This is a genomic window from Clostridia bacterium, assembly GCA_017620395.1.
Lineage (GTDB): Bacteria > Bacillota > Clostridia > Oscillospirales > RGIG8002 > RGIG8002.
On sequence record JAFZQJ010000033.1, the window covers coordinates 1 to 22302 of the forward strand.

At 55.1% G+C, this 22302-nt stretch carries 16 protein-coding genes; 10 read left to right on the forward strand and 6 right to left on the reverse strand.

Annotation, left to right across the window (positions count from 1 at the left end):
- Positions 1-233: 233 nt before the first annotated feature.
- From J5441_07475 to J5441_07500, 6 genes are all read left to right on the forward strand, one after another.
- On the forward strand, positions 234-932 hold the full coding sequence (locus J5441_07475; protein MBO4934984.1) for a peptidase E: 699 nt from the start codon (positions 234-236) through the stop codon (positions 930-932).
- A gap of 144 nt (positions 933-1076) precedes the next feature.
- Positions 1077-2222 (forward strand): ABC transporter ATP-binding protein, encoded by a 1146-nt coding sequence (locus tag J5441_07480; GenBank protein ID MBO4934985.1) that lies wholly within the window; start codon positions 1077-1079, stop codon positions 2220-2222.
- On the forward strand, positions 2222-3031 hold the full coding sequence (locus tag J5441_07485) for an ABC transporter permease (GenBank protein MBO4934986.1): 810 nt from the start codon (positions 2222-2224) through the stop codon (positions 3029-3031). The genes J5441_07480 and J5441_07485 overlap by 1 nt, the downstream gene beginning before the upstream one ends.
- Entirely contained in the window at positions 3028-3846 is an 819-nt protein-coding gene (locus J5441_07490) for an ABC transporter permease (protein ID MBO4934987.1), read from the forward strand. The genes J5441_07485 and J5441_07490 overlap by 4 nt, the downstream gene beginning before the upstream one ends.
- Positions 3847-3876: 30 nt before the next feature.
- A complete protein-coding gene (locus J5441_07495) occupies positions 3877-5058 on the forward strand; it encodes a spermidine/putrescine ABC transporter substrate-binding protein (protein ID MBO4934988.1) in 1182 nt (393 codons plus the stop codon).
- 92 nt (positions 5059-5150) lie between these two features.
- Positions 5151-11756 carry a leucine-rich repeat domain-containing protein gene (locus J5441_07500; protein MBO4934989.1) on the forward strand — a complete coding sequence of 2202 codons (6606 nt, stop codon included), beginning with the start codon at positions 5151-5153 and terminating at the stop codon, positions 11754-11756.
- Between the two features lie 75 nt (positions 11757-11831).
- On the opposite strand, the gene prfB is transcribed toward J5441_07500, so the two are convergent.
- From prfB to rplM, 6 genes are all read right to left on the reverse strand, one after another.
- Positions 11832-12947 (reverse strand): peptide chain release factor 2, encoded by a 1116-nt coding sequence (gene prfB, locus J5441_07505; protein MBO4934990.1) that lies wholly within the window; start codon positions 12945-12947, stop codon positions 11832-11834.
- Between the two features lie 10 nt (positions 12948-12957).
- On the reverse strand, positions 12958-13359 hold the full coding sequence (locus tag J5441_07510; protein ID MBO4934991.1) for a CBS domain-containing protein: 402 nt from the start codon (positions 13357-13359) through the stop codon (positions 12958-12960).
- Positions 13360-13426: 67 nt separating this feature from the next.
- Positions 13427-14233: an epoxyqueuosine reductase gene (locus J5441_07515; protein MBO4934992.1), complete on the reverse strand. Its 807-nt coding sequence runs from the start codon at positions 14231-14233 to the stop codon at positions 13427-13429.
- A complete protein-coding gene (locus J5441_07520; protein ID MBO4934993.1) occupies positions 14230-15282 on the reverse strand; it encodes a G5 domain-containing protein in 1053 nt (350 codons plus the stop codon). The genes J5441_07515 and J5441_07520 overlap by 4 nt, the downstream gene beginning before the upstream one ends.
- Positions 15283-15376: 94 nt before the next feature.
- A complete protein-coding gene (gene rpsI / locus J5441_07525) occupies positions 15377-15775 on the reverse strand; it encodes a 30S ribosomal protein S9 (protein MBO4934994.1) in 399 nt (132 codons plus the stop codon).
- Positions 15776-15789: 14 nt separating this feature from the next.
- A complete protein-coding gene (gene rplM / locus J5441_07530) occupies positions 15790-16218 on the reverse strand; it encodes a 50S ribosomal protein L13 (protein MBO4934995.1) in 429 nt (142 codons plus the stop codon).
- A 291-nt stretch (positions 16219-16509) separates the two neighbouring features.
- Here rplM and J5441_07535 point away from each other — a divergent pair, with 291 nt between their 5' ends.
- The 4 genes from J5441_07535 to J5441_07550 are packed head-to-tail and all read left to right on the forward strand — an operon-like array spanning position 16510 to position 22124.
- Complete coding sequence (locus J5441_07535; protein MBO4934996.1) at positions 16510-17781, forward strand: 1-acyl-sn-glycerol-3-phosphate acyltransferase; 1272 nt, start codon at positions 16510-16512, stop codon at positions 17779-17781.
- A 13-nt stretch (positions 17782-17794) separates the two neighbouring features.
- Complete coding sequence (locus J5441_07540) at positions 17795-18934, forward strand: Gfo/Idh/MocA family oxidoreductase (protein MBO4934997.1); 1140 nt, start codon at positions 17795-17797, stop codon at positions 18932-18934.
- 38 nt (positions 18935-18972) lie between these two features.
- Positions 18973-21015 carry an SAM-dependent DNA methyltransferase gene (locus J5441_07545; protein ID MBO4934998.1) on the forward strand — a complete coding sequence of 681 codons (2043 nt, stop codon included), beginning with the start codon at positions 18973-18975 and terminating at the stop codon, positions 21013-21015.
- Entirely contained in the window at positions 21012-22124 is a 1113-nt protein-coding gene (locus J5441_07550; GenBank protein ID MBO4934999.1) for a restriction endonuclease subunit S, read from the forward strand. The genes J5441_07545 and J5441_07550 overlap by 4 nt, the downstream gene beginning before the upstream one ends.
- Positions 22125-22302 lie beyond the last annotated feature (178 nt).

Consider the following 22302-nt stretch of genomic DNA (forward strand, 5'->3'; position numbering starts at 1 on the left):
CTTTTTAAGATGCGGAGCAGTTTTGAACGAGATGTTTATCGTTCAGGCAAAACAACAAAACAGCGGTCATACTTGATGTATGGCCGCTGTTTTTTGTGAAGCATGGGCGGGAAACAGCCGTTCAAAACCCGACTTATCCCTTATCTGCACGCCCTTTCCTTCGGGGCTTTCTTTTGTTGCAAATAGAGCGGGATAATGGTATAATACCGGTATATTCCACAAGGAGGCGCTGTATGAAAATCGTTGCACTCGGCGGAGGCACGGTCGACGAAAGCTCCGCAGTCGAAAAGTATATAGTCGAATTCAGCGGAAAAGAACGTCCGCGCTTTCTGTTTCTGCCCACGGCAAGCGGCGACGGCGGACATTACATAAACGCCGTAAAGCGCACCTATAAGCGCCTCGGCTGCGCAGCGGACGCGCTGTGCCTCGTTCGCGCAGAATACGCGGCCGACGAGCTTGAATCACGCGTTTCAGCCGCCGATATTATCTACGTCGGCGGGGGCGATCCGCTGCGGATGATGACCGTCTGGGAACGCGTCGGGATACTCCCGCTGCTGAAAGCGGCGGCGGGACGCGGCGCGGTCATGTGCGGAGTCAGCGCGGGCGCGATGTGCTGGTTTGCCTCCGGCTACAGCGACCGCGACTATTACGACAGCTCCGTCTCATCCCCTTCATACCGGCTGATAGACGGCCTCGGCTTCATTCCGGCCGTCTGCTGCCCGCATTACGACGAGCCCGGGCGCGACAGCTTCGACGCGGCCTGCGCATCGTTCTCGCTGCCCGGGGTCGCGCTCGAAAACGACGTCGCGCTCGTTTGCGACGGCTCCGCCTGCTCCCTCGTTAAAAACGACGGGCGCAAACGCGGGTGGCTGCTTACCGCCGAAAACGGTTACGTTTTGAAAACGGAACTGCGCGGAGTTTTTTCGCTATGATAATATATTTGTAAAAAATGCGGCGCTTTTTTCGCTGAAACTATTGACAAAAACGCGAAAAACTACTATTTTATAATAGAAAACTTATCCGGTCGAGGATGCCCTTTCACAAGGGGTACGTTCCGCGGAACTGGGGGTTGAGAAATGGCCAACTCGGAAATTGTCCGTTTGGAAAACATTCATAAGGAATTTGACGGCGAAACAGTACTCGATAACATCAACCTGTCGATAAGGGACAAGGAATTCGTCACGCTGCTGGGCCCTTCGGGGTGCGGCAAGACTACCACCCTTCGCATTATCGCGGGATTTGAGACTCCGACATCGGGTAATGTTTTTTTCTTTGATAAGATAATTAACGACGTTCCGCCGCACAAGCGCGAGGTGAACACAGTATTCCAGCGCTATGCGCTCTTTCCTCACCTCAACGTTTTTGAAAACATCGCGTTCGGCCTGCGCCTGAAAAAGACGCCCGAGAAAATCATCCGCGAAAAAGTCTTCGAGATGCTGAAGCTGATCAACCTCAATGGCTTTGCGAAGCGCAACGTCAACTCGCTCTCCGGCGGACAGCAGCAGCGCGTCGCGATCGCCCGTGCGCTGATAAACTCGCCCCGCATGCTGCTTCTCGACGAGCCGCTCGGCGCGCTCGATCTGAAGCTCCGCAAGGATATGCAGGTCGAACTGAAGAATATCCAGCAACAGATGGGCGTCACGTTCGTCTACGTTACGCACGACCAGGAGGAAGCCCTCTCGATGAGCGACACCGTCGTCGTTATGGATAACGGCGTCATTCAGCAGATCGGCACGCCTCAGGATATATACAACGAGCCGCAGAACGCCTTCGTCGCCGACTTCATCGGCGAGAGCAACATCATCGACGGCGTTATGCTCGACGACTATCTCGTTTCCATTTTCGGCTACAAGTTCAAGTGCCTCGACTCCGGCTTCGAGCAGAAGGAGCCGGTCGACGTAGTCATACGCCCCGAGGACATCGATATCGTCCGCGCCGATTCCGGACATCTTTCCGGCGTAGTCACCAACGTTACGTTCAAGGGGGTGCACTACGAAATAATCGTTGACGTCAAGGGCTTCAAGTGGATGATACAGACGACGGACTTCCACGCCCAGGGCGACACGATCGGCATCAAGTTAAATCCGGACGACATTCATATTATGAAAAAGTCCGAATACTCCGGCAAGTTCGGCGACTACTCCTCATATTCCGAGGAATACGACAAGCTCGACGACGCGACCATCCTCAACGATGACTCCGACGCGGAGGTGATCGACTGATGCGCGAAAAGCTTGCCGCGGCGCCCTATCTCGTATGGATGGTTCTCTTTATAGTCGCGCCGCTGATATTCGTCTTCGTCTACGCGTTCACCGACGCGAACGGACATTTCACTTTCGCGAACATCGCCGCGCTGAAGGCGTATCTGCCGACCTTTCTGGATTCGATACTGCTCGGCGCGATAGCGGCGGTGATCTGCCTGCTCATCGCCTATCCGTTCGCATACTTCATATCGCGCACGAAGCCGCGCACGCAGCGCATAATCGTGCTGCTCGTTATGCTGCCGATGTGCATGAGCTTCCTGCTCCGCACGCTGGCGTGGGTATCCTTGTTTGAGGACACCGGCATAATCAACAACTTCCTGACGAGCATCGGCATAGGTCCGTTCAAGCTTATCAGAACGCGCGCCGCTATCGTTTTCGGTATGGTATACAACTACCTGCCGTATATGATCCTGCCGCTCTACACCGTGCTGATGAAGATCGACGGGCGGCTGCTCGAGGCCTCCGCCGACCTCGGCGCGAACAAGGTCAAAACTTTCCGCAAGGTCATCCTGCCGCTCAGTATCCCCGGTATAATTTCGGGAATAACGATGGTGTTCGTGCCGGCGGTCAGCACCTTCTATATCTCCGTGAAGATGGGCCCCGCGGATACGGCCATGATCGGCGACATAATCGAGAAGCAGTTCAAAAACGCCTACAACCCCAACCTCGGCGCGGCGATGAGCCTGGTGCTGATGGTAATGATCATAATCTGTATGGCGGTAATGAACCGCTTTACGGATAACGACGGGGAGGATATCGTGCTATGAAAACGTTCGGCAAGATCTATACCGTCCTCGTATTCGTACTGCTTTACACTCCGATACTGCTGCTGATGCTCTTCTCGTTCAACTCGACGAAGAACACCGTTCATTTCGAGGGCTTTACGCTGAAATGGTACGGCGAGCTCTTCAGCAACAGCAACCTGCTGCACCTGCTGCTCAACACCGTTATAATCGCTGTCATCGCCTCGATAGTCGCGACGGTGCTCGGCACGATGGCGGCGGTCGGCATTCACAAGATGAAGAAACGCATGCAGAGCGTCATCCTCACGGTCACTAATATCCCGATGACCAACCCCGACATCGTGACCGGCGTCTCCCTCGCGCTGCTCTTCGTCTTCATCGGCGGGATGATGAAAAACAACAACGTGCTCGGCTTCTGGACGCTGCTGATCGCGCATATAACCTTTGGTCTGCCCTACGTCATACTCTCGGTACTGCCGAAGATACGGCAGATGGACCGCAACCTGATGGACGCGGCGCTCGACCTCGGCTGCACGCCGTTGAAGGCGTTTTTCAAGGTGATGCTTCCGGAGATAATGCCCGGCGTCTTCACCGGAATGACTATGGTCTTCACACTGTCGCTCGACGACTTCGTCATCAGCTATTTCGTCTACGGCTCCGGCTTCTCGACGCTCCCGATCGAGATATACAACTACACCAAGAAGCCGATCCCGCCGTCGATATACGCGCTGTTCACGATGCTCTTTATCGTCATACTTGCGCTGATGATCTTGATGAACGTCTTCCAGGCGCGCGACGAACGCAAAAAAGCAAGTAAACTCGCGGCGCTTCAGCCGTAACGATAATTACATCCAACGGAGGTACACAAAATGAAAAAAATCATTGCTGCAATCCTTACGCTGACGCTGGTCGCGGCGCTCTTCACGGCGATGCCGACGGTTACGGCCGAAGCTGAAGAAGCAGTCACGATCAACGTTTACAACTGGGGCCAGTACATCGGCGTCGGCGAGGACGACACGATCGACGTCAACGCCGAATTCACGAAGCGCACCGGCATAAAGGTCAACTACACGACCTACGACTCAAACGAAACTATGCTGACGAAGCTGGAAACGGGCGGGTCGAGCTACGATATCATAATCCCCTCGGATTATATGATCGACCGCATGATAAAAAAGGACATGCTCGAGAAGCTGGATTTCTCCAACATCCCGAACTACAAATATATCGACGAAACGTATAAAAACACCGCCTACGACCCGAACAACGAATACTCCGTCCCCTACACCTACGGCACCGTCGGCATCATCTATAACACGAAATACGTCACCAAGACAGTCGACAGCTGGAACATTCTCTGGGACGAGGAATACAAAGACAAGATACTGACCTTCGACAACCCCCGCGATCTTTTCGCGATAGCGGAGTTCCTGCTCGGCATCGACGTCAACACCACCTCCCCCGAGGACTACGAGGCGTGCTACAACAAGCTGCTCGAGCAGAAGCCCGTTCTGCAGCAGTACGTTATGGATCAGATCTTCGACGCGATGATCAATGAATCCGCCTGGATCGCCCCCTACTACGCGGGCGACTTCGTGACGATGCACGAAGATAACCCCGACCTCGCCTTCTGCTATCCGAAGGAGGGCTTCAACTTCTTCATCGACGCCATCTGCATCCCGAAGGGCTGCGAGCACAAGGCGGAAGCCGAAGCGTATATCAACTTCCTCTGCGATCCCGAGATCTCCGGAAAGAATATGGACGCCATCGGCTACGCCACGCCCATTCCGGAGGCGAAGGAATACTTGAGCGAGGAATTCGCCGACAGCGACGTCGTCTACTTCGACGAAGCGACCGCCGCGAACTCCAAGATGTTCAAGGACCTCCCGGACGAGAGCTTCCAGCTGATGAACGATTACTGGTCAAAGCTGAAGGTCGAGGGCTCCGCGGGCTACACGCTCTATATCATCATCGGCGCGGCAATAGTCGCGATAATCGCCGTTGTCGTCATCATCCGCATGCGTAAGAAAAAGCTCTACGAACAGGAATAAGGAAATACACGCACCGTTCTCAGTCAATTGACTGAGAACGGTGCGTGTTGAATAATTCAATCATTTTTTACACAACAAAAAGGAGGCAGCACATGAAAAACAAAACGTTCAGAAAGGCGCTCTCCGCGCTTCTCACCCTCGCGCTCCTGCTCGCGTTCGCGCCGACGGCGGTGATACCCGTCTCCGCGCTCACCGAGGGCGACTGGGAGTACACAGTCAGCGATAATAAAGTTGTTATCACCAAATACAACAGCGTCCTCGACGACTACGTCATCGTACCCGCCGAGCTCGGCGGTCATACGGTATCGATGATCGGCGACAACGCATTCCTTGACTGCGCTTCAATCCTCACGTCAGTGACCTTACCCGACTCGCTCGAGATCATAGGCGACCAAGCGTTCATGAACTGCTCCTCGCTCGAGTCGGTAACCTTCGGCAGCGGGCTGAAGAGCATCGGCTTGGACGCGTTCAGAAATTGCCACTCGCTGGAAATTAACAGCTTCCCCGACTCGCTCGAGAGCATAGGCGACGGCGCGTTCTCGAGCTGCACCTCGCTCACGTCCGTTTCCTTCCCGGCGTCGCTCAAAACGCTCGGAAACGGCGCTTTCCAAAACTCCGGCATCGAAACGGCGACCTTCTCCGGCGCGGGTCCGGAAACGATCGGCATCTCCGCTTTCCGCGCATGCGGCAATCTTGAATCCCTGACCTTCGGCAACGGACTGAAAACGATATGTTCGCACGCCTTTATGGATTGCATCTCGCTTACCTCCGCGACCTTCCCCGACTCGCTCGAGACCATCGAGGACGGCGCGTTCTCGACCTGCCTCTCGCTCGCGTCCGTTTCCTTCCCGGCGTCGCTCATAACGCTCAGAGACTACGCTTTCGACTACTGCTCCGGCATCAAGACGGCGACCTTCTCCGGCGCGGGTCCGGAAACGATCGGCAACTCCGCTTTCCGCTCATGCAGCTCCCTTGAATCCGTGACCTTCGGCAGCGGGCTGAAAACGATAGACGAAGACGCCTTTTCCATGTGCGAAAAACTCTCGTCCGTCAGCTTCCCGGCGTCGCTCGAAACGCTCGCCGAGAATGCGTTCGAGAGCTGCACCGCGCTCGCGACGGTCAACCTGCCCTTCACCGAGGCGGAGTGGACCGCGGCCGGCGGCTGGACGTACTACGGCGTGACCGAAACGAACAACGCCGAGCTTTATAACGCGGCGCTGACCTTTGTGCAGCCCGTGTTCGATTACACAGACAACGGCGGCGTGACTATTACCGGCTGCACTAATATCGACAGATTCCCCGATCTCGTCATCCCCGCGCAGATCGGCGGCAGTGACGTCACAGAGATTGCCGACGACGCCTTCAAAGGCATAGCGACCCTTAAAAGCGTGACCCTGCCCGACAGCGTTTCGGTCATCGGTTACGGCGCCTTCAGCAACTGCACCTCGCTTGAAAGCGTCGAAATCCCGGATAGCTCGAGGCTCTTTATCATCAACAACGTCGCGTTTCAGAACTGCTCCGCGCTCCGGAGCATCAGTCTGCCGGACTCGCTGAGCACTCTCGGACAAAGCGCCTTCGAAAACTGCTCATCGCTCGCGAGCGTGACCTTCGGGAGCAGATGCTCTTTAAACGGTATCGGCTTTATGACGTTCTATGGATGCCGCTCGCTGACAAGCATCGTTCTGCCCGACGCGGTCAGGACTATCGAGGATTCCGCCTTCGAAAACTGCTCATCGCTCGCGTCCGTCACCTTCGGCAACCGGCTGGAGATGATATGTTACAGGGCGTTCGGCGAATGCGACGCGCTCGAAAGCGTCGCCTTCCCCTCCTCGCTCAATACGCTGTCGCAGAACGTGTTCTTCGGCTGCGAATCGCTCGCGACGGTCAACCTGCCCTTCACCAGAAGCGAGTGGAACGCCGCCGGCGGCTGGAGCAAATACGGCGTGGACGCGTCGAACAACGCCGAGCTTTATAACGCGGCGCTGACCTTCGTTAAGCCGGCTCCCGCCTTCACCTACGAAGTCGATTACCGCGGCGCAACGGTCACCGGATGCACGAATATCGACGATATCGAACACCTCGTCATCCCCGCCGAGCTCGGCGGCGAACCGGTACTCAATATAGGCGAAGACGCTTTCAGCGGATGCACCGGCATCAAAACCGTGATCTTACCCGACTCGCTCGAGAACATCGAGGACGGCGCGTTCAAGGGCTGCTCCGCGCTCGCTGCCGTCGACTTCGGCAGCGGAGTGGGAAACATCGAAGGCAGGGCGTTCGAAAACTGCGCCTCGCTCACGTCCGTGACCTTCCCGGACTCGCTTGACGGGATCGGCATCGGCGCGTTCAAGAACTGCACCTCGCTCGCGACAGTCGACTTCGGCAGCGGGCTGGAGGATATAGACTGCAACGCATTCGAAAACTGCGGCGTCACGTCGCTGGTATTCCCCGATTCTCTTGAGTTGATTGACGAATGTGCGTTCAGCGGCTGCGGCAATCTCACTTCCGTCGACTTCGGAGACGGTGTGAAAGAGCTGGGGCAAGGCGCTTTTGAGGGCTGCGTCCTGCTCGAATCCGTCTTCCTCCCGGCTTCGCTCAGTGAGTTTTATGAAGAAGTGTTCGCCGACTGCTCGGCGCTCCGGACGGTCGTCTTCTCCGGCGAAGGCCCGGAGGAGATCGGCAGTGAAGCGTTTGACGGCTGCGGAAACCTCGAATCCGTCACCTTCGGCAGCGGGCTGAAGACGATAGGCGCAAGCGCATTCGACGACTGCGTAAAGCTCGCGACCGTGACCTTCCCGGACTCGCTCGAGACCATCGACGAATACGCGTTCTATGGCTGCACTTCGCTCGCGACCGTTACCTTCGGCAGCGGTCTGAAAACGATAGAGCATCAGGCGTTCTATGAATGCGCCGCGCTCGCGACGGTAAACCTGCCGTTCACCGAAGCGCAGTGGAACGCCGGCGGCGGCTGGGCTCTTTACGGCGTGAACGCCAATAACAACGAAGAGCTTTATAACGCGGCGCTGACCTTCGTCATCCCGGTTCCCGCCTTCACCTATACGGATATCGAGGGCGGCGTGAAGATAACCGGCTGCACGAATATCCGCGATATATACAACCTCGTCATTCCCGCGGAGATAGACGGCAAGGCCGTGCTCGCGATCGGCGACCAGGCGTTCAGCTCGACGGATATCGTCTCCGTCGTCATTCCCGACTCGATCGTGACTATCGAAGAGTACGCGTTCTATTGGTGCCCCTCGCTGACCTCGGTAACCTTCGGCAGCGGTCTGAAAACGATAGAGCGTCAGGCGTTCAACGGCACCGCGCTCACCTCCGTGACCTTCCCCGACTCGCTCGAGAGCATAGGCGAACAAGCGTTCAAGAACTGCGCCTCGCTCGCGTCGGTAACATTCGGCAGCGGGCTGAAAACGATAGGGCGTCAGGCGTTCGGCAGCTGCTCCTCGCTCTCCGCCGTCGTTCTCCCCGACTCTCTCGAAACGATCGGCGCCCGCACGTTCGATAACTGCGACGCCCTGACCTCGATAACCTTCGGCAGCGGGCTGAAGGCGGTAAGCGAAAACATGTTCGAAGGCTGCGACAGCCTCGCCTCCGTCGCGTTCCCCGACTCGCTCGAGACCATAGGCGACGAGGCGTTCAAAAGCTGCAGCCTGCTCGCGTCGGTCACCTTCGGCAGCGGGCTGAAGACGATAGGCTACAGCGCGTTCGACAGCTGCGCCTCGCTCACCTCCGTTTCCTTCCCCGACTCGCTCGAGACCATAGGCAACGACGCGTTCAAATACTGCGCCTCGCTCGCCTCGATAACCTTCGGCAGCGGGCTGAAGACGATAGGCAGCAGCGCTTTCGGCAGCTGCTCCTCGCTCACCTCCGTGACCTTCCCCGACTCGCTCGAGACGCTCGGCGGCCAAGCGTTCTATAGTTGCGGCCTGCTCGAATCGGTCGCCTTCGGCAGCGGGCTGAAAACGATAGACTACGACGCGTTCGGCGGCTGCTCCTCGCTCGCGACCGTTTCCTTCCCGCTCACCGAGGCGGAGTGGAACGCGCTGGGCGGCTGGGATTACTTCAGAGCCGCCGTAAACGGCAACGAGGAGCTCGTTAACGCGACTCTGATCCTGGTCAAGCCCGTATTCACCTACGCGGATATCGAGGGCGGCGTAATTATCACCGGCTGCACGAATATCGACAGATTCCCCGACCTCGTCATCCCCGCCGAGATAGACGGCAAGACCGTGCTCAGGATAGACGCCATGGCGTTTTCCGGCGCCGCGATCAAATCCGTAACTCTGCCCGACTCGCTCGAAAGAATCAATTCGGGCGCGTTCGGCAACTGCGCCGCGCTCACGTCCGTTTCCTTCGGCAGCGGACTGAAGACGATAGCCAATCAGGCGTTCTTGAACTGCGGCAGTCTGACTTCGGTCGCCTTCCCGGATTCGCTTGAAGCGATCGATAAGAGCGCGTTCGCCGGCTGCGCCGCGCTCGCGACCGTCACCTTCGGCAGCGGGCTGAAGACGATAGGCGAAGGCGCGTTTAATAGATGCGCTTCGCTGACGTCCGCGGCCTTCCCCGACTCGCTCGAGAGCATCGGCGGCGCCGCGTTCATCTACTGCACCGCGCTCGCGACCGTTACCTTCGGCAGCGGACTGAAGAGCATCGGCGACGACGCGTTCAGCAACTGCCCCTCGCTCACCTCCGTGACGTTCCCCGACTCGCTCGAGACCATAGGCAACGACGCGTTCTATGGCTGCTACGGGCTCGAATCCGTGACCTTCGGCAGCGGACTGAAGAGCATCGGCTTTAACGCGTTTGACGCCTGCTCGGCGCTGAAGTCCGTGACTCTCCCCGACTCGCTCGAGTCGATCGGCAGCAGCGCGTTCGGAATATGCGTAAACCTCGAAACCGTCGTTTTCGGCAGCGGGCTGAAGAGCATCGGCGATTACGCGTTCAGATTCTGCGACAAGCTGGAATCCGTAACGCTGCCCGCGTCGCTCGAAACGATCGAAAGTAACGCGTTCTACGACAGCGGTCTTAAAACGGTCGCCGTTCCCTTCACCGCGGCGGAGTGGACCGCGGCTGGCGGCTGGACTTACTACAGCGTGACCGAAACGAACAACCCCGAGCTTTATAACGCGGCGCCGGTCTTCGTGCAGCCCGCCTTCACCTATACGGATATCGAGGGCGGCGTGAGTATCATCGGCTGCACGAATCTCGACAGATTCACCGAACTCGTCATCCCCGCGCAGATCGACGGCAAGGCCGTGCTCGAGATCGGCAACAGTGCGTTCTATAGATGCCGCTCGCTCACTTCCGTGGCCTTCCCCGACTCGCTCGAAAGCATCGGCGACAATGCGTTCAGCGGCTGCGACGCGATCGCGAGCATCACCTTCGGCAGCGGACTGAAAACGATAGGCGAGGAAGCGTTCGAGGACTGCCACGCGCTCACCTCCGTGACCTTCCCCGACTCGCTCGAAACCATCGGAGATGCCGCGTTCATATCCTGCTACGAGCTCGCGACGGTGACCTTCGGCAGCGGACTGAAGAGCATCGGCGAAAGCGCGTTCCGGAACTGTAAGTTCTCGGCGCTGACCTTCCCGGATTCGCTCGAAAGCATCGGAGAGATAGCGTTTAAGCAGTGCCGCTACCTCAAAACCGTAACGCTCCCCGAAGGGATCGAAACGATAGGCGCGGACGCCTTCAGCGGCTGTGCGCTCGAAACCGTCACCTACACCGGCACGCGCAAGCAGTGGAACGCCATAGACGTCAGTAACGCCGGTCTGCCCGGCGAAGTGACGATAATATGCAAGGGCGACTTCGCGCCCGATACCGCGATCTCCGTCAGCGGCGAGGAAACCTTCGGCGAAACCCTCACCGCGACGGTCACCGGCCTGCCCGCCGACGTCGAGGACGCCGTCATCAGCTGGTATAACGACGACGGCGACCTGCTCGGCACCGGCGAGACCTACGTCATAACCGCCGCGGACGTCGGGCACGCGGTAAAGGCCGTCCTCTCCAGCGAGAACGCCGTCGCCTCCGTAAGCAGCGACTTCACCGCCGTCGCCGGCAAGGCGAGGATAACGAACTACACGCTCCCGACCGCGGCGAGCATCAAATATCCGCAGACCCTCGCGGATGCGACGCTCACCGGCGGCGATACCGGAGCGGTCGAAGGCGTATGGGCGTGGTCGACCCCCGACGTTCAGCCGACCTCCGCGCAGAGCGGAAGCTCCTTCGAGCTGACCTTCACCCCGACCGGCGCGTACGCGGGCGGCTACGAAACGATAACCGCGCGCCTCGCGGTCATAGTCGAGCCCGCGGACTTCGAGCCGCAGGAGATAGAGGATCCCGTCAGCGGCGTCACGCTCGAAGCCGACTTCGCGCAGGACGTCGAGGTCACGCTGACCGATATCGACTATACGCAGAGCGCGTACCTCGCGCTGCTGAGAGCCTCCTCCAGGGATACCAGCGGCCTCGGCAAGCTCGTACTGCTCAAGACCGTCGCCTTCACCGTCAACGGCGAAGAAACGGACGAAGCGTACAGCGGAACCGTCACCGTCAAATCCTACCTCGGCGAAAGATACGCCGGCAACGATTACAGCGTGTGGTTCTTCATCGACGGCGCCCCCGTCAACTACGTCGGCACGGTCGACTACGACGGCATGCTCGTAATAGCCGGCGTGGAGCTGTAATAGCATAGCGAAAACATAACGAAAGCGCCTCCCTCGCGGGAGGCGCTTTTATTTCGGCGTTTTTGAGTTTTCTCTTTATTCTATCGAGCCTTCGCTCTTCGCGCGGAGATAGGCGTTGATAAAACCGTCAAGATCGCCGTCCATAACGGCGTTGATGTTGCCGACCTCGTAGCCGGTGCGGTTATCCTTGACGAGCGTGTAAGGCATGAAAACGTAGGAGCGTATCTGCGAGCCCCAGCCGATCTCTTTCTGCGAGCCCTTGATGTCCTCTATGCGGCTGAGGTGTTCCCTCTCCTTGATCTCAATGAGCTTTGACTTCAGCATACGCATGGCGACTTCGCGGTTCTGATGCTGGCTGCGCTCGTTCTGGCACGCTACGACGATGCCGGTCGGTATGTGAGTGATGCGGATGGCGGATTCGGTCTTGTTGACGTGCTGGCCGCCCGCGCCGCTGCTTCGGTATGTATCGACGCGCAGGTCGTCCGGGTTTATCTCGACCTCGATACTGTCGTCTATCTCAGGCGTCACGTCGACGGAGGCGAAGGAGGTCTGCCTTCTGCCCGAAGCGTCGAACGGCGAAATGCGCACGAGACGGTGGACTCCCGCTTCGCTGCGGAGATAGCCGTAGGCGTTTTCGCCTTCGACGAGGATGGTCGCGCTCTTGATGCCCGCGCCGTCGCCGTCGAGCCAGTCGAGAAGCTTGTACTTATAGCCGCTGCGCTCCGTCCAGCGCGTGTACATGCGGTAAAGCATCTGCGCCCAGTCCTGCGCCTCGGTGCCGCCCGCGCCGGGGTGGAATGTAAGTATCGCGTTGCAGCCGTCGTATTCGCCGGAAAGCAGCGTGGAAACGCGCAGGTGCTCAAGGTCGGCTTCCGCCTTGTCTACCGCCGCCTTCGCTTCGCCGAGGAGCGATTCGTCGTCGCCTTCGACGGCGATGTCGATTATCGTCTCCGCGTCGTCAAACTCGGTGACGAGGTCCGAGTACGCCTTTATCTTGGATGAAACCGACTTCGTCTTCTGCTGGTTCTTGCCGGAAAGCTCGACGTCGTTCCAGAAAGCGGGGTCCTGCGCTTCTTCTTCAAGGCGCTTGAGCTCCTCTTTGAGATCGTCGATGCACATGGCGCGTTTCAGATCCGGCAGCCCTTTTTTCAGTCCGTTGAGTCTCAGTTTCAGTTCGTCAAATTCGATCATAATTCTTCTCCTATTTGAACGGGGTGGATATTTCGGAGATCGCTTCGCTTATCTCCGCGTCGTCCGCCCTGCTTCTCGCGATGTCGCCGAAGGACACCATTCCGGCGAGACGCCCGTCGTCGATGACGGGGAGCCTCCTGATCTTGACCGCCGCCATTATCCTGGCGGCGTCCGCGACGCTCTGGTTCGGAGTTACCGAAACCGCGCCGCCGGACATTATCTCGCCCGCCCTGCATTCGTGCGGACTTTTGCCAGCCGCAACGCAGCGAAGGACTATATCCCTGTCGGTAACGATACCGGCTATGACGTCGCGCTCAAAGACGGGGACCGCTCCCACGTCATGCTCGCGCATAAGCCGTGCCACCTCGCAGACGGACTGTCCGCTGTCAGCCGCTACGACGGTTTTGCTCATTACGTCCTTTATCTTCACAACATCACCCCATAATTATATATGGTTAGTGTGCGTTCGTAAAGTGTAATTATTCGTTTTTTTCGTTTTTTTGAAGACTGACGTTGCGCAGGATGGTGTTCCTGCCGCGCCATGCGAACGCTGACGCGTTAAAAAATACCGGATCGTTTATCAGTTCTTCGGTAACGACCGGCGTCGTTTCAGTAAAGCAGCGCAGACGCGTATCCTCCGCACCTTCGTTCAGCGGGCAGGCTTCCTGACAGCGGTCGCAGCCCCAGATATAATCCGCCGACGCGATCATACGCTCCTCCTCCGGAGTAAGCTGCCCTTTTTTCTGCGAAACGTGCGAAACGCACTTATCCGCGTCGAAGCCGCGCTCCGAAAGCGCGCCGTGCGGGCACGCCCTGAAGCACGCGCCGCAGCCGGTGCAGCGGAAACCGGCGGAAACGTGCGCTTTCACGGCCGGAAGCTTCGCCGTCGTCGCGATTTCCGCGATGAAGCAGTAGCTGCCGAAACGTTCGTTTATAAGCAAGCCGTTTTTGCCGACGACGCCAAGCCCGCATTTTTCCGCGCACTTCACCTCGGAAAGCGGCGAGCTGTCGACAGACGGCTTGAAGGCTTCGCCCTTGAACCGGCTCTCAAACTCGGCGCAGACGCCGCCGAGCAGCGTCTTTATCGAGGCGTGGTAGTCCGGAAAGCAGGCGAACCGCGCGACGTTGCGTTTCACGTCGGGCGTGTGGTAAGGGAGCAGCATGATTATGTAGGAACGCACGCCGTCCATGGGCGGCTTCAGCGTTTCCGCCTCCTCCGCCGGCAGCACGCCGAACACTTCTATTCCGTTTTTGAGCAATGCGTCTGCGATAATACCGTTCATCATCCGACAATATAGACTCTGACGTCGCGCCTGCCGAAGCGGCCGACGGTGGCGTTGCTTTCATAGAAAAGGTCGATGCGGTTGCCCTTTATTCCGCCGCCGGTGTCTTCGGCGATGCAGTAACCGTAGTTGAACCTGCCGTCGACCGACTCGACGTAGAGGATCGTGCCGTATGGTATGACCTTCGGGTCGACGGCGACGGCGCCTTCGCGCACGGGCATTCCGAGCGCCGTGACGTTGTACTTCTCTATCGAGGAGTAGGTGTAGGCGGTGCCCTGCATGACCATAACCTTCTGATATTCGGCCGGCGGCGTTTTCTCGCCCGCCTGCAGCTGCGCGAGCTGCCTGTGCTTGCTCAGAAGCTGCTGCGTGGAGGTCCCGACGGCGACGAGCTCGTCGACGGGTTTTTTTGTCGTTTTAACGGACACGATGGCGGAATCGACGCGTTCGCCGTCGACGTATTTGTCGCGGTAGGTAGTCGTTCTGACGCCCTTCTCGCCCGGGCGGGTGACGGTGCGCGTCTTCTTCAGGTATTCGATGGATTTGTATTCCTTCGTCGCGTACGGAATACTTTCCTCGACCGTGCGCGTTTCGTAGGTCACGCGAATGACCTTGATGTTCATATCGCCCGCGAGGTAGGTCTCCTGCGAAGGCGTCACCTCGTCGAACTCGCCGAGCACGATGCCGCACGTCTCAACGGCGTCTCTGACGGTTCCGCCGATAACGGAGATTGTCTCGGTGAAGTTATCCGCGGTAACGCTGACGTAGAAGGCGCGTCTGACAGTGAGCGTTCCGGCGGTTTCGGACGGCTCGGTAAACTCCACAACGTCGTCCTCCGCAAGCTGAACGCCGCAGATGTCTATCACGCCCTGCATATCCTTGCGCACGGTGATTATCGCTCTGTCGTTGCCGTCAACGGATACGAGAAACAGGTTGCTCCCTAAAATGACGTACATAAATACGCCGACAACGAATATAAGGAATATCGCGCCGAACAACGCCTTGCTGTGCGAGTATATTCTTATGTTCTCCAGGAGCTTCTCTTTTCTCATTCGTCACCTCCGGAACGATTGACGGTAAGAAAACGCTTCTAAAACAATTCGCCGACAATATATGCCGGCGAGTTGTAATTTCGGGGTGGAATTGTTATCTCTTGCTGAACTGAGGAGCGCGACGGGCGGCTTTGAGGCCGTACTTCTTTCTTTCCTTCATACGAGGATCTCTCGTAAGGAAGCCCGCCTTCTTGAGCGCGGGGCGAAGCTCGTCGCCCGCCTGAAGCAGAGCGCGGGAAATGCCGTGACGGATGGCGCCGGCCTGACCGGTAACGCCGCCGCCGGCGACGGTGCAGATAACGTCGTACTTGCCCTCGGTCGCCGTAAGAACGAGGGGCTGACGAACGATCAGCTTGAGGGTGTCGAGTCCGAAGTACTCGTCGATGCTTCTGCCGTTGATTATGACCTTGCCTTCACCGCTGTAGAGGCGGACTCTGGCGACGGAAGACTTTCTTCTGCCGGTTCCGTAAAGATAGGGTTTCGTATCGTACATTAGTCGTTACCTCCTCACAGTTCGTAAGCTTCGGGCTTCTGGGCGGCGTGCTCGTGCTGATCGCCCGCGTAAACGCGAAGTCTCTTGATGGAATTCCTGCCGATGGTGTTGTCGGGAAGCATTCCCTTGACGGCCTTGGTCATAACGAACTCGGGATCGCTCTCCATAAGGCGTCTGTAGGGGACTTCCTTGAGACCGCCGATGTAGCCGGAGTGACGTCTGTACATCTTCTCATCCAGCTTGTTGCCGGTCAGAATCACCTTGGCGGCGTTGATGACGATAACGTGATCGCCGCAGTCAACGTGAGGGGTGTATTCGGGAGTGTGCTTGCCGCGCAGAATGCTGGCGGCGACGGTAGCAACGCGTCCCAGCGGCTTGCCGGCCGCGTCGATGACATACCATTTACGCTGTATGTCAGCGGGTTTCGCCATAAAAGTTGACATTTCGTTTTCCTCCAAATTTCCTTGAAATCAATTTGCAAAGGAGATTATATTACCACGAGCGCAAAATGTCAAGAGAAATTTTCGGATTTTTCATCTCGAAATATCAAATCTTCGATTTTCGGCGTTTTTCTTTGATTTTCTCGATAATTCTTAATATCAATTTTTACTTTTTGTATGCGAATAAGCCGCGCAGATCCTGTTTTTCCCTCTTTTTTCGCAAATATACCTTTTGAAAAACGCGCGGATATGCTATAATAATTTATTATACACTATTCGGAAGGGGCCGCAAATATGAAAAAACAGCCCGAAAGATTCGATATGACTCTCAAGCCGATACGCACGAGGTGGTATCTGCGGCCGCTGACTCTGCTGCTGAGTCTGCCGGACGTCATCGCGCACAAGGCGAAGATAACGAAGACCGGAATGGACGGCATAAAGCCGCCCTACCTGCTGCTCTGCAACCACAACGCGTTCATGGACTTCAAGGTCGCCACGAAGGCGATCTGGCCGAACCGCGCGAACTACGTCGTCGCGATAGACGGCTTCATCGGGCGCGAGTGGCTGCTGCGGAACGTCGGCTGCATCTGCAAGCGCAAGTTCACGCAGGACGTCATACTCATCCGCCAGCTGCTGCGCGTTATCAAAAACGGCGACATCGCCGTCGTCTACCCCGAGGCGCGCTATTCCCTCTGCGGCACTACCGCGGTGCTTCCCGAAGGACTCGGCATGCTCTGCAAGATGCTCAAAGTCCCGGTCGTCACGCTGATATGCCACGGGCATCACGTCAACTCCCCGTTCTGGAACCTTAAAAACCGCAAGGTAAAGCCCGTGGAGGCCGAGCTGAAGCTGCAGTACACCGCCGAGGAGCTTGAGAAAGCCACCTCCGACGAAATAAACGAAAAACTCGTGCGCGAGTTTCAATACGACGACTACGCGTGGCAGAAGGAGCGCGGGATACGCGTTAAGGCGCCGTGGCGCGCCGAGGGACTGCACAAGGTGCTTTATCAGTGCCCGAAGTGCCACGCCGAGTATAAAATGACCTCGAAGGGCGACGAGCTGATCTGCACCGCCTGCGGAAAACGCTGGAAATACGGCGAGAACGGCGCGCTTACCGCGGTCGAAGGCGTAACGGAGTTCGCGCATATTCCCGACTGGTATGAATGGGAGCGCGAAAACGTGCGCCGCGAGGTCGCCGAAGGCAGGTATTCCACCGGCGAGATGCCGGTGACGGTCGATTCCCTGCCGAACGCAAAGAAATTCATACGGCTCGGCGAGGGCGTTATGGTTCACGATATGAACGGCTTCCGCGTGAAAGGCGTCGACTTCGACGGCGACGAATTCGAGATGGTCAAGCCGGTGCCGTCGCTCTACTCCTGCCACATCGAGTATGAGTATCTCGGCAAACACGGCGACTGCGTCGACCTGAACACGCTGGAGGATACGTGGTATATCTACCCGCACGACTGCGAGTTCGCGGTCACGAAGATGGCGCTTGCGACGGAGGAGCTTTATTACGCCTTCCGCGCCGCCGAAGGCAAGCCCTGCAAACCGGGTTTGGCGTGATAAGGAGACGCTTATGATCAGGATAGGAATTGTCGGAGTACGCGGACTTTCATTTTCCGGAGCTCTCTGCTCCATGCCGGATGATGTCAGGATCGCCGCGATTTGCGATCTCGACGAGGGCTGCCTCGAATTTGCCAGAGGCGAGATAGAGAAGAAATCTCCCTACGCGGGCGAGCTTAAAACCTTCCGCATCTACGAGGACATGATCGAAAAGGGCGATATCGACGCGGTCGTCATCTCCACGCCGATGCAGTGCCACGTTCCGCAGGCGATAACCGCGCTGCAGGCGGGCAAGCACGTCATGTGCGAGGTCACCGCGGGAGTCACGATGGACGAGCTCTGGTGGCTGATCGAAAACGTCGAGAAATCCGGCAAGATATACATGTACGCCGAGAACTACTGCTATATCCCCGACTGCCAGCTCGTTCGCGCTCTCGTCAAGAAGGGGATGTTCGGCGAAATATACTACGGCGAGGGCGAATATACCCACGACTGCACCGAGCTCCGCAACTGGCACGGCAAGACGGGCTGGAGAACGTACTGGCAGATGGGTACCCGCGGCGCCTTCTACCCGACGCACTCGCTCGGGCCGATAATGCAGTGCTTCGACGACGACCGCATCGTTTCGATAGCTTCGTTTTCGCCCGGCAACCACAACCCATACGGCCTGCGCAACGACGACCTGACGCAGACGGTCTGTCAGCTTGAAAGCGGCAAGCTCGTCAAGCTTCGCGTCGACACGATTTCTCCCCGTCCGCACGAGACGATGTATTATCAGATACAGGGTACGAAGGGATGCTACGAGGCTTCGCGCTTCGGAGGCGAGGCGATGATCGCCGTCGCCACCGAGGACGACCCGAAGGGATACGAGCGCTGGCGTCCGCTCTCGGATTTCAGCGAGTTCCTTCCCGAACGCTACAAGACCGGCGAAGGCGGAGACGCCGGACACGGCGGCGGCGACTATTATATAGTCAAGGACTTCATCGACGCCGTCAAGACGAACGTCCAGCCAGAGCTGAACGTCTATAAGGCGGCGGAATGGACTTCGGTCGCGCTGCTTTCGCAGCTTTCGGTCACGAACCGGGGCCGCCTGCTCGAGGTGCCGAACTTCCGCCAGGGCATGAGCTGGGAGGAAAAGCGGATAAAGCTGTAAAAGCACTATTAGCACAAAAGATATGGAGGGATTATAAAATGGCAAAAGTGCAATCTGTGGAGCCTAACATTGCTGATTTGGCAAACAGTTGGTTGAAATCGTTCGGTCTTGATTACAAACTGGAACAAGAATCCTTGAACGCAGAAATAGATTCTGCTCTGAATGACTACGCTTCAAAAAACGGTGGCGCAGGAGGCAATCGTCCTGACGCTAAATTGTTGTTGAGCGATAAGAATATGGTCCATTATCCGATTTTGATTGAGTATAAGGGCTATAAAGATAAACTCGTTATGCTTGATTCCGACGGAAGGGTTGCCAACAAAACCGCCAATAATACTCCTGATTATAAAGTAATCAATTCTTATGCCGTTAACGGTGCTGTTCACTACGCTAACGCAATTTTGCACTATACCAGTTATACGGAAATCATCGCAATCGGAATGACCGGTTACAAGGATGATACAGGCAAGCTGCAGTATGAGATTGGTGTATATTACGTATCCAAGAGCAATTACGGTGTCGGTCAAAAGGTAGACGACTATTCTGATCTTTCTTTTCTCAAAAGCGGCAACTTCGATCAGTTCATCGAAAAAGTCAAACAGCTGCAGTTATCACAAGAAGAAATTGAAAAGCTCAGAGAGCGACGCGAGCAGGAGATCAATACAAGTCTTGTTAAACTCAATAACGATATTTATCAGAACGAAAGAGGTTTGAGTGAACGCGATCGCGTTTATCTCGTTGCCGCATCTATTATTGCTACTCTGGGCGTTCCCGGGAAAGTCGCTGCCCTTGAAAAATCCGAACTTAAATCTTCTTCAGAGGATGGCAACCGAGACGGCGATATCATCCTCCGGAAGATAAAGGCGTTTTTGAACGAAAAGAAATTGCCACCGGAAAAGCGTGAGCTTATTGTCAGAACTCTTCAGAACACACTGACTACCGACAATATAAATAAAGTCGAAAATGGCGAAACACAGTTAAAACGTGTGTTCACAAAGATCATTGATGACTTGGGTATTTATTATAAAATCGGTCTCAGCACCGATTTTACAGGCAAGCTGTTCAATGAAATGTATAGTTGGCTTGGTTTTTCGCAGGACAAGCTCAACGATGTTGTTTTGACGCCATCTTATGTGGCAACGCTTTTGGCAAAACTGGCAAGAGTGAATATGGATTCGTATGTGTGGGACTTTGCGACCGGTTCCGCAGGTCTTCTTGTTGCCTCAATGAACGAAATGCTGAATGACGCAAAAGATAAGATCAAATCCCCTGATGCATTCACGATAAAATCCGCAGAAATTAAAGCCAACCAATTGCTCGGTCTGGAAATCCTCTCCGAAGTGTATATGCTTGCTATCCTCAACATGATTCTTATGGGTGACGGCAGCTCTAACATTATCAATAAAGACTCTCTGAGGGAGTTTAACGGAAATTACGGGTTTGGAAAAACGAACGAGAAATTCCCCGCAGATGCGTTTGTTCTAAATCCGCCGTATTCTGCACCCGGAAACGGTATGATCTTCGTCGAAAAAGCGCTTTCCATGATGAGCAAGGGATACGCTGCAATCATTATCCAAAATTCAGCTGGTAGCGGAAAAGCCATTGACTTCAACAAAAGAATCCTCAAGCACAGCACCTTGCTTGCAAGTATAAGAATGCCGTTAGATCTCTTCATAGGTAAGTCTAACGTACAAACGAATGTTTATGTTTTCAGAGTGGGTGAAGCTCACCAAAAGGACGATATCGTTAAATTCATTGATTTCTCAAATGACGGTTATAAGAGAACAAATCGAAAAAAAGCAAAAATTAATCTTCGCGACGTTGACCACGCTAAAGGCAGATATACAGAGCTTGTTGATCTTGTACGTTTCGGGAAGAGTAAGCTTCACTACTATACCGAGAAAGAATACTACGAGGGAACAATTGACCCTGATAGTGGCGCTGATTGGAATCAAACAGCACCTATTGACACCAAACCCACAATAGAAGATTTTAAGAAAACCGTCAGTTCTTATCTTGCACATGAAATCTCAAGCCTGTTAAACAATAACGAATTGGAGGATGACCGCCTGGGAAAATAAATGCCTCACTTAACGAAAAGCTGAGGAGTGTTAAGTGGGGCGAATATAAACTCGGCGATTTGTTTGAAATAAATAACACTTTAAGTTTTAACACAAATGCGCTTGTTCCGGGAGATGAATATGATTATGTTACAAGAACTTCTGTAAATCAGGGTGTTCTTCAAACTACCGGTTTTGTTAATTTGGCAAATATAAATCCTGCAGGTATATGGAGTTTGGGGCTGCTTCAAATGGACTTTTTCTATCGAAGCAAACAATGGTATGCCGGGCAATTTGTACGAAAGGTTACACCCAAATTTACTGTCCCCGAAAACGCAGTATCGTTTTTTACAACTGTGTTAAACAAGATAAAGCCGATTCTGCTGTCAGTTCTCGTGCGAAATGTTGACAAAACCTTTAAGAGCATTAGAATTGAACTTCCTATAACTGCGGATAAAACAATTGATTTTGACTTTATAAGTGCCTTTATGGATGACATAAAGGCGGAGCGTATCGCTGCATTAACTTCATATTTTAAGGCAAATGGACTTATGCATGATGAAAAATGCGACGAGAACCAGAGTCCTATTGAAATACCAGTTGGCATTCAATGGAAAGAATATAGGATGGGGGATCTGTTTGACAGAATTAAGACTAACAAGCTTCCGTATAAGGCGAAGGATTTACCTGCTGAAGCAAGGAATGAGTATGTTCTGCCTTGCCTGACTTCCAGCTTTAACAATCAAGGGCTTAACTATTATGCGCCTTATAGTGGTGCAACAGTCTTAAAGGATGTTATCACTTTGCCCTCAAACAGTGATGTTTATCGTGCATATTATCAGTCATCTGAGTTTACTGTGTTATCTGATGCTTATGCAATAGACTGGAAATATGATAATCGAAAGCTAACGCGAGAACAGTATCTGTTTATGGTAATGTGCATTAACAAGGTTACCGATCGCCCGATTTATTCACACAAGAATAAACTCGGCGGCTGGAATGTCGTTAGGAACAAGAAAATCAAGTTGCCGGTGGCAAACGGGGAAATAGATTTTGCATTTATGCATGATTTAATCTCTGCCATTGAAAAACTGGTTATCAAGGATGTTGTCGATTACACAAGCAGATAGTAATTGTAATCAGCCAACAAGCGCAGTCAAGTAAACTGTATGATATAGCCATTTCTAACGTATACTATTGCAAGCAATTACGATAGGAGTATGCGGAAATGGAAAAAGCGTTTGTATTTGGCGTTGCCCCGGCATTAATTAATGGTAAATGGCTTTATGAATTGATTGAAACAGACTG

What these genes read in the sequence shown, in the direction of transcription:
- J5441_07475 (MBO4934984.1), top strand. Translation starts at nt 234, where the DNA reads ATGAAAATCGTTGCACTCGGCGGAGGCACGGTCGACGAAAGCTCCGCA.
- J5441_07480 (MBO4934985.1), top strand. Translation starts at nt 1,077, where the DNA reads ATGGCCAACTCGGAAATTGTCCGTTTGGAAAACATTCATAAGGAATTT.
- J5441_07485 (MBO4934986.1), top strand. Translation starts at nt 2,222, where the DNA reads ATGCGCGAAAAGCTTGCCGCGGCGCCCTATCTCGTATGGATGGTTCTC.
- J5441_07490 (MBO4934987.1), top strand. Translation starts at nt 3,028, where the DNA reads ATGAAAACGTTCGGCAAGATCTATACCGTCCTCGTATTCGTACTGCTT.
- J5441_07495 (MBO4934988.1), top strand. Translation starts at nt 3,877, where the DNA reads ATGAAAAAAATCATTGCTGCAATCCTTACGCTGACGCTGGTCGCGGCG.
- J5441_07500 (MBO4934989.1), top strand. Translation starts at nt 5,151, where the DNA reads ATGAAAAACAAAACGTTCAGAAAGGCGCTCTCCGCGCTTCTCACCCTC.
- prfB (MBO4934990.1), bottom strand. Translation starts at nt 12,947, where the DNA reads ATGATCGAATTTGACGAACTGAAACTGAGACTCAACGGACTGAAAAAA.
- J5441_07510 (MBO4934991.1), bottom strand. Translation starts at nt 13,359, where the DNA reads ATGAGCAAAACCGTCGTAGCGGCTGACAGCGGACAGTCCGTCTGCGAG.
- J5441_07515 (MBO4934992.1), bottom strand. Translation starts at nt 14,233, where the DNA reads ATGATGAACGGTATTATCGCAGACGCATTGCTCAAAAACGGAATAGAA.
- J5441_07520 (MBO4934993.1), bottom strand. Translation starts at nt 15,282, where the DNA reads ATGAGAAAAGAGAAGCTCCTGGAGAACATAAGAATATACTCGCACAGC.
- rpsI (MBO4934994.1), bottom strand. Translation starts at nt 15,775, where the DNA reads ATGTACGATACGAAACCCTATCTTTACGGAACCGGCAGAAGAAAGTCT.
- rplM (MBO4934995.1), bottom strand. Translation starts at nt 16,218, where the DNA reads ATGTCAACTTTTATGGCGAAACCCGCTGACATACAGCGTAAATGGTAT.
- J5441_07535 (MBO4934996.1), top strand. Translation starts at nt 16,510, where the DNA reads ATGAAAAAACAGCCCGAAAGATTCGATATGACTCTCAAGCCGATACGC.
- J5441_07540 (MBO4934997.1), top strand. Translation starts at nt 17,795, where the DNA reads ATGATCAGGATAGGAATTGTCGGAGTACGCGGACTTTCATTTTCCGGA.
- J5441_07545 (MBO4934998.1), top strand. Translation starts at nt 18,973, where the DNA reads ATGGCAAAAGTGCAATCTGTGGAGCCTAACATTGCTGATTTGGCAAAC.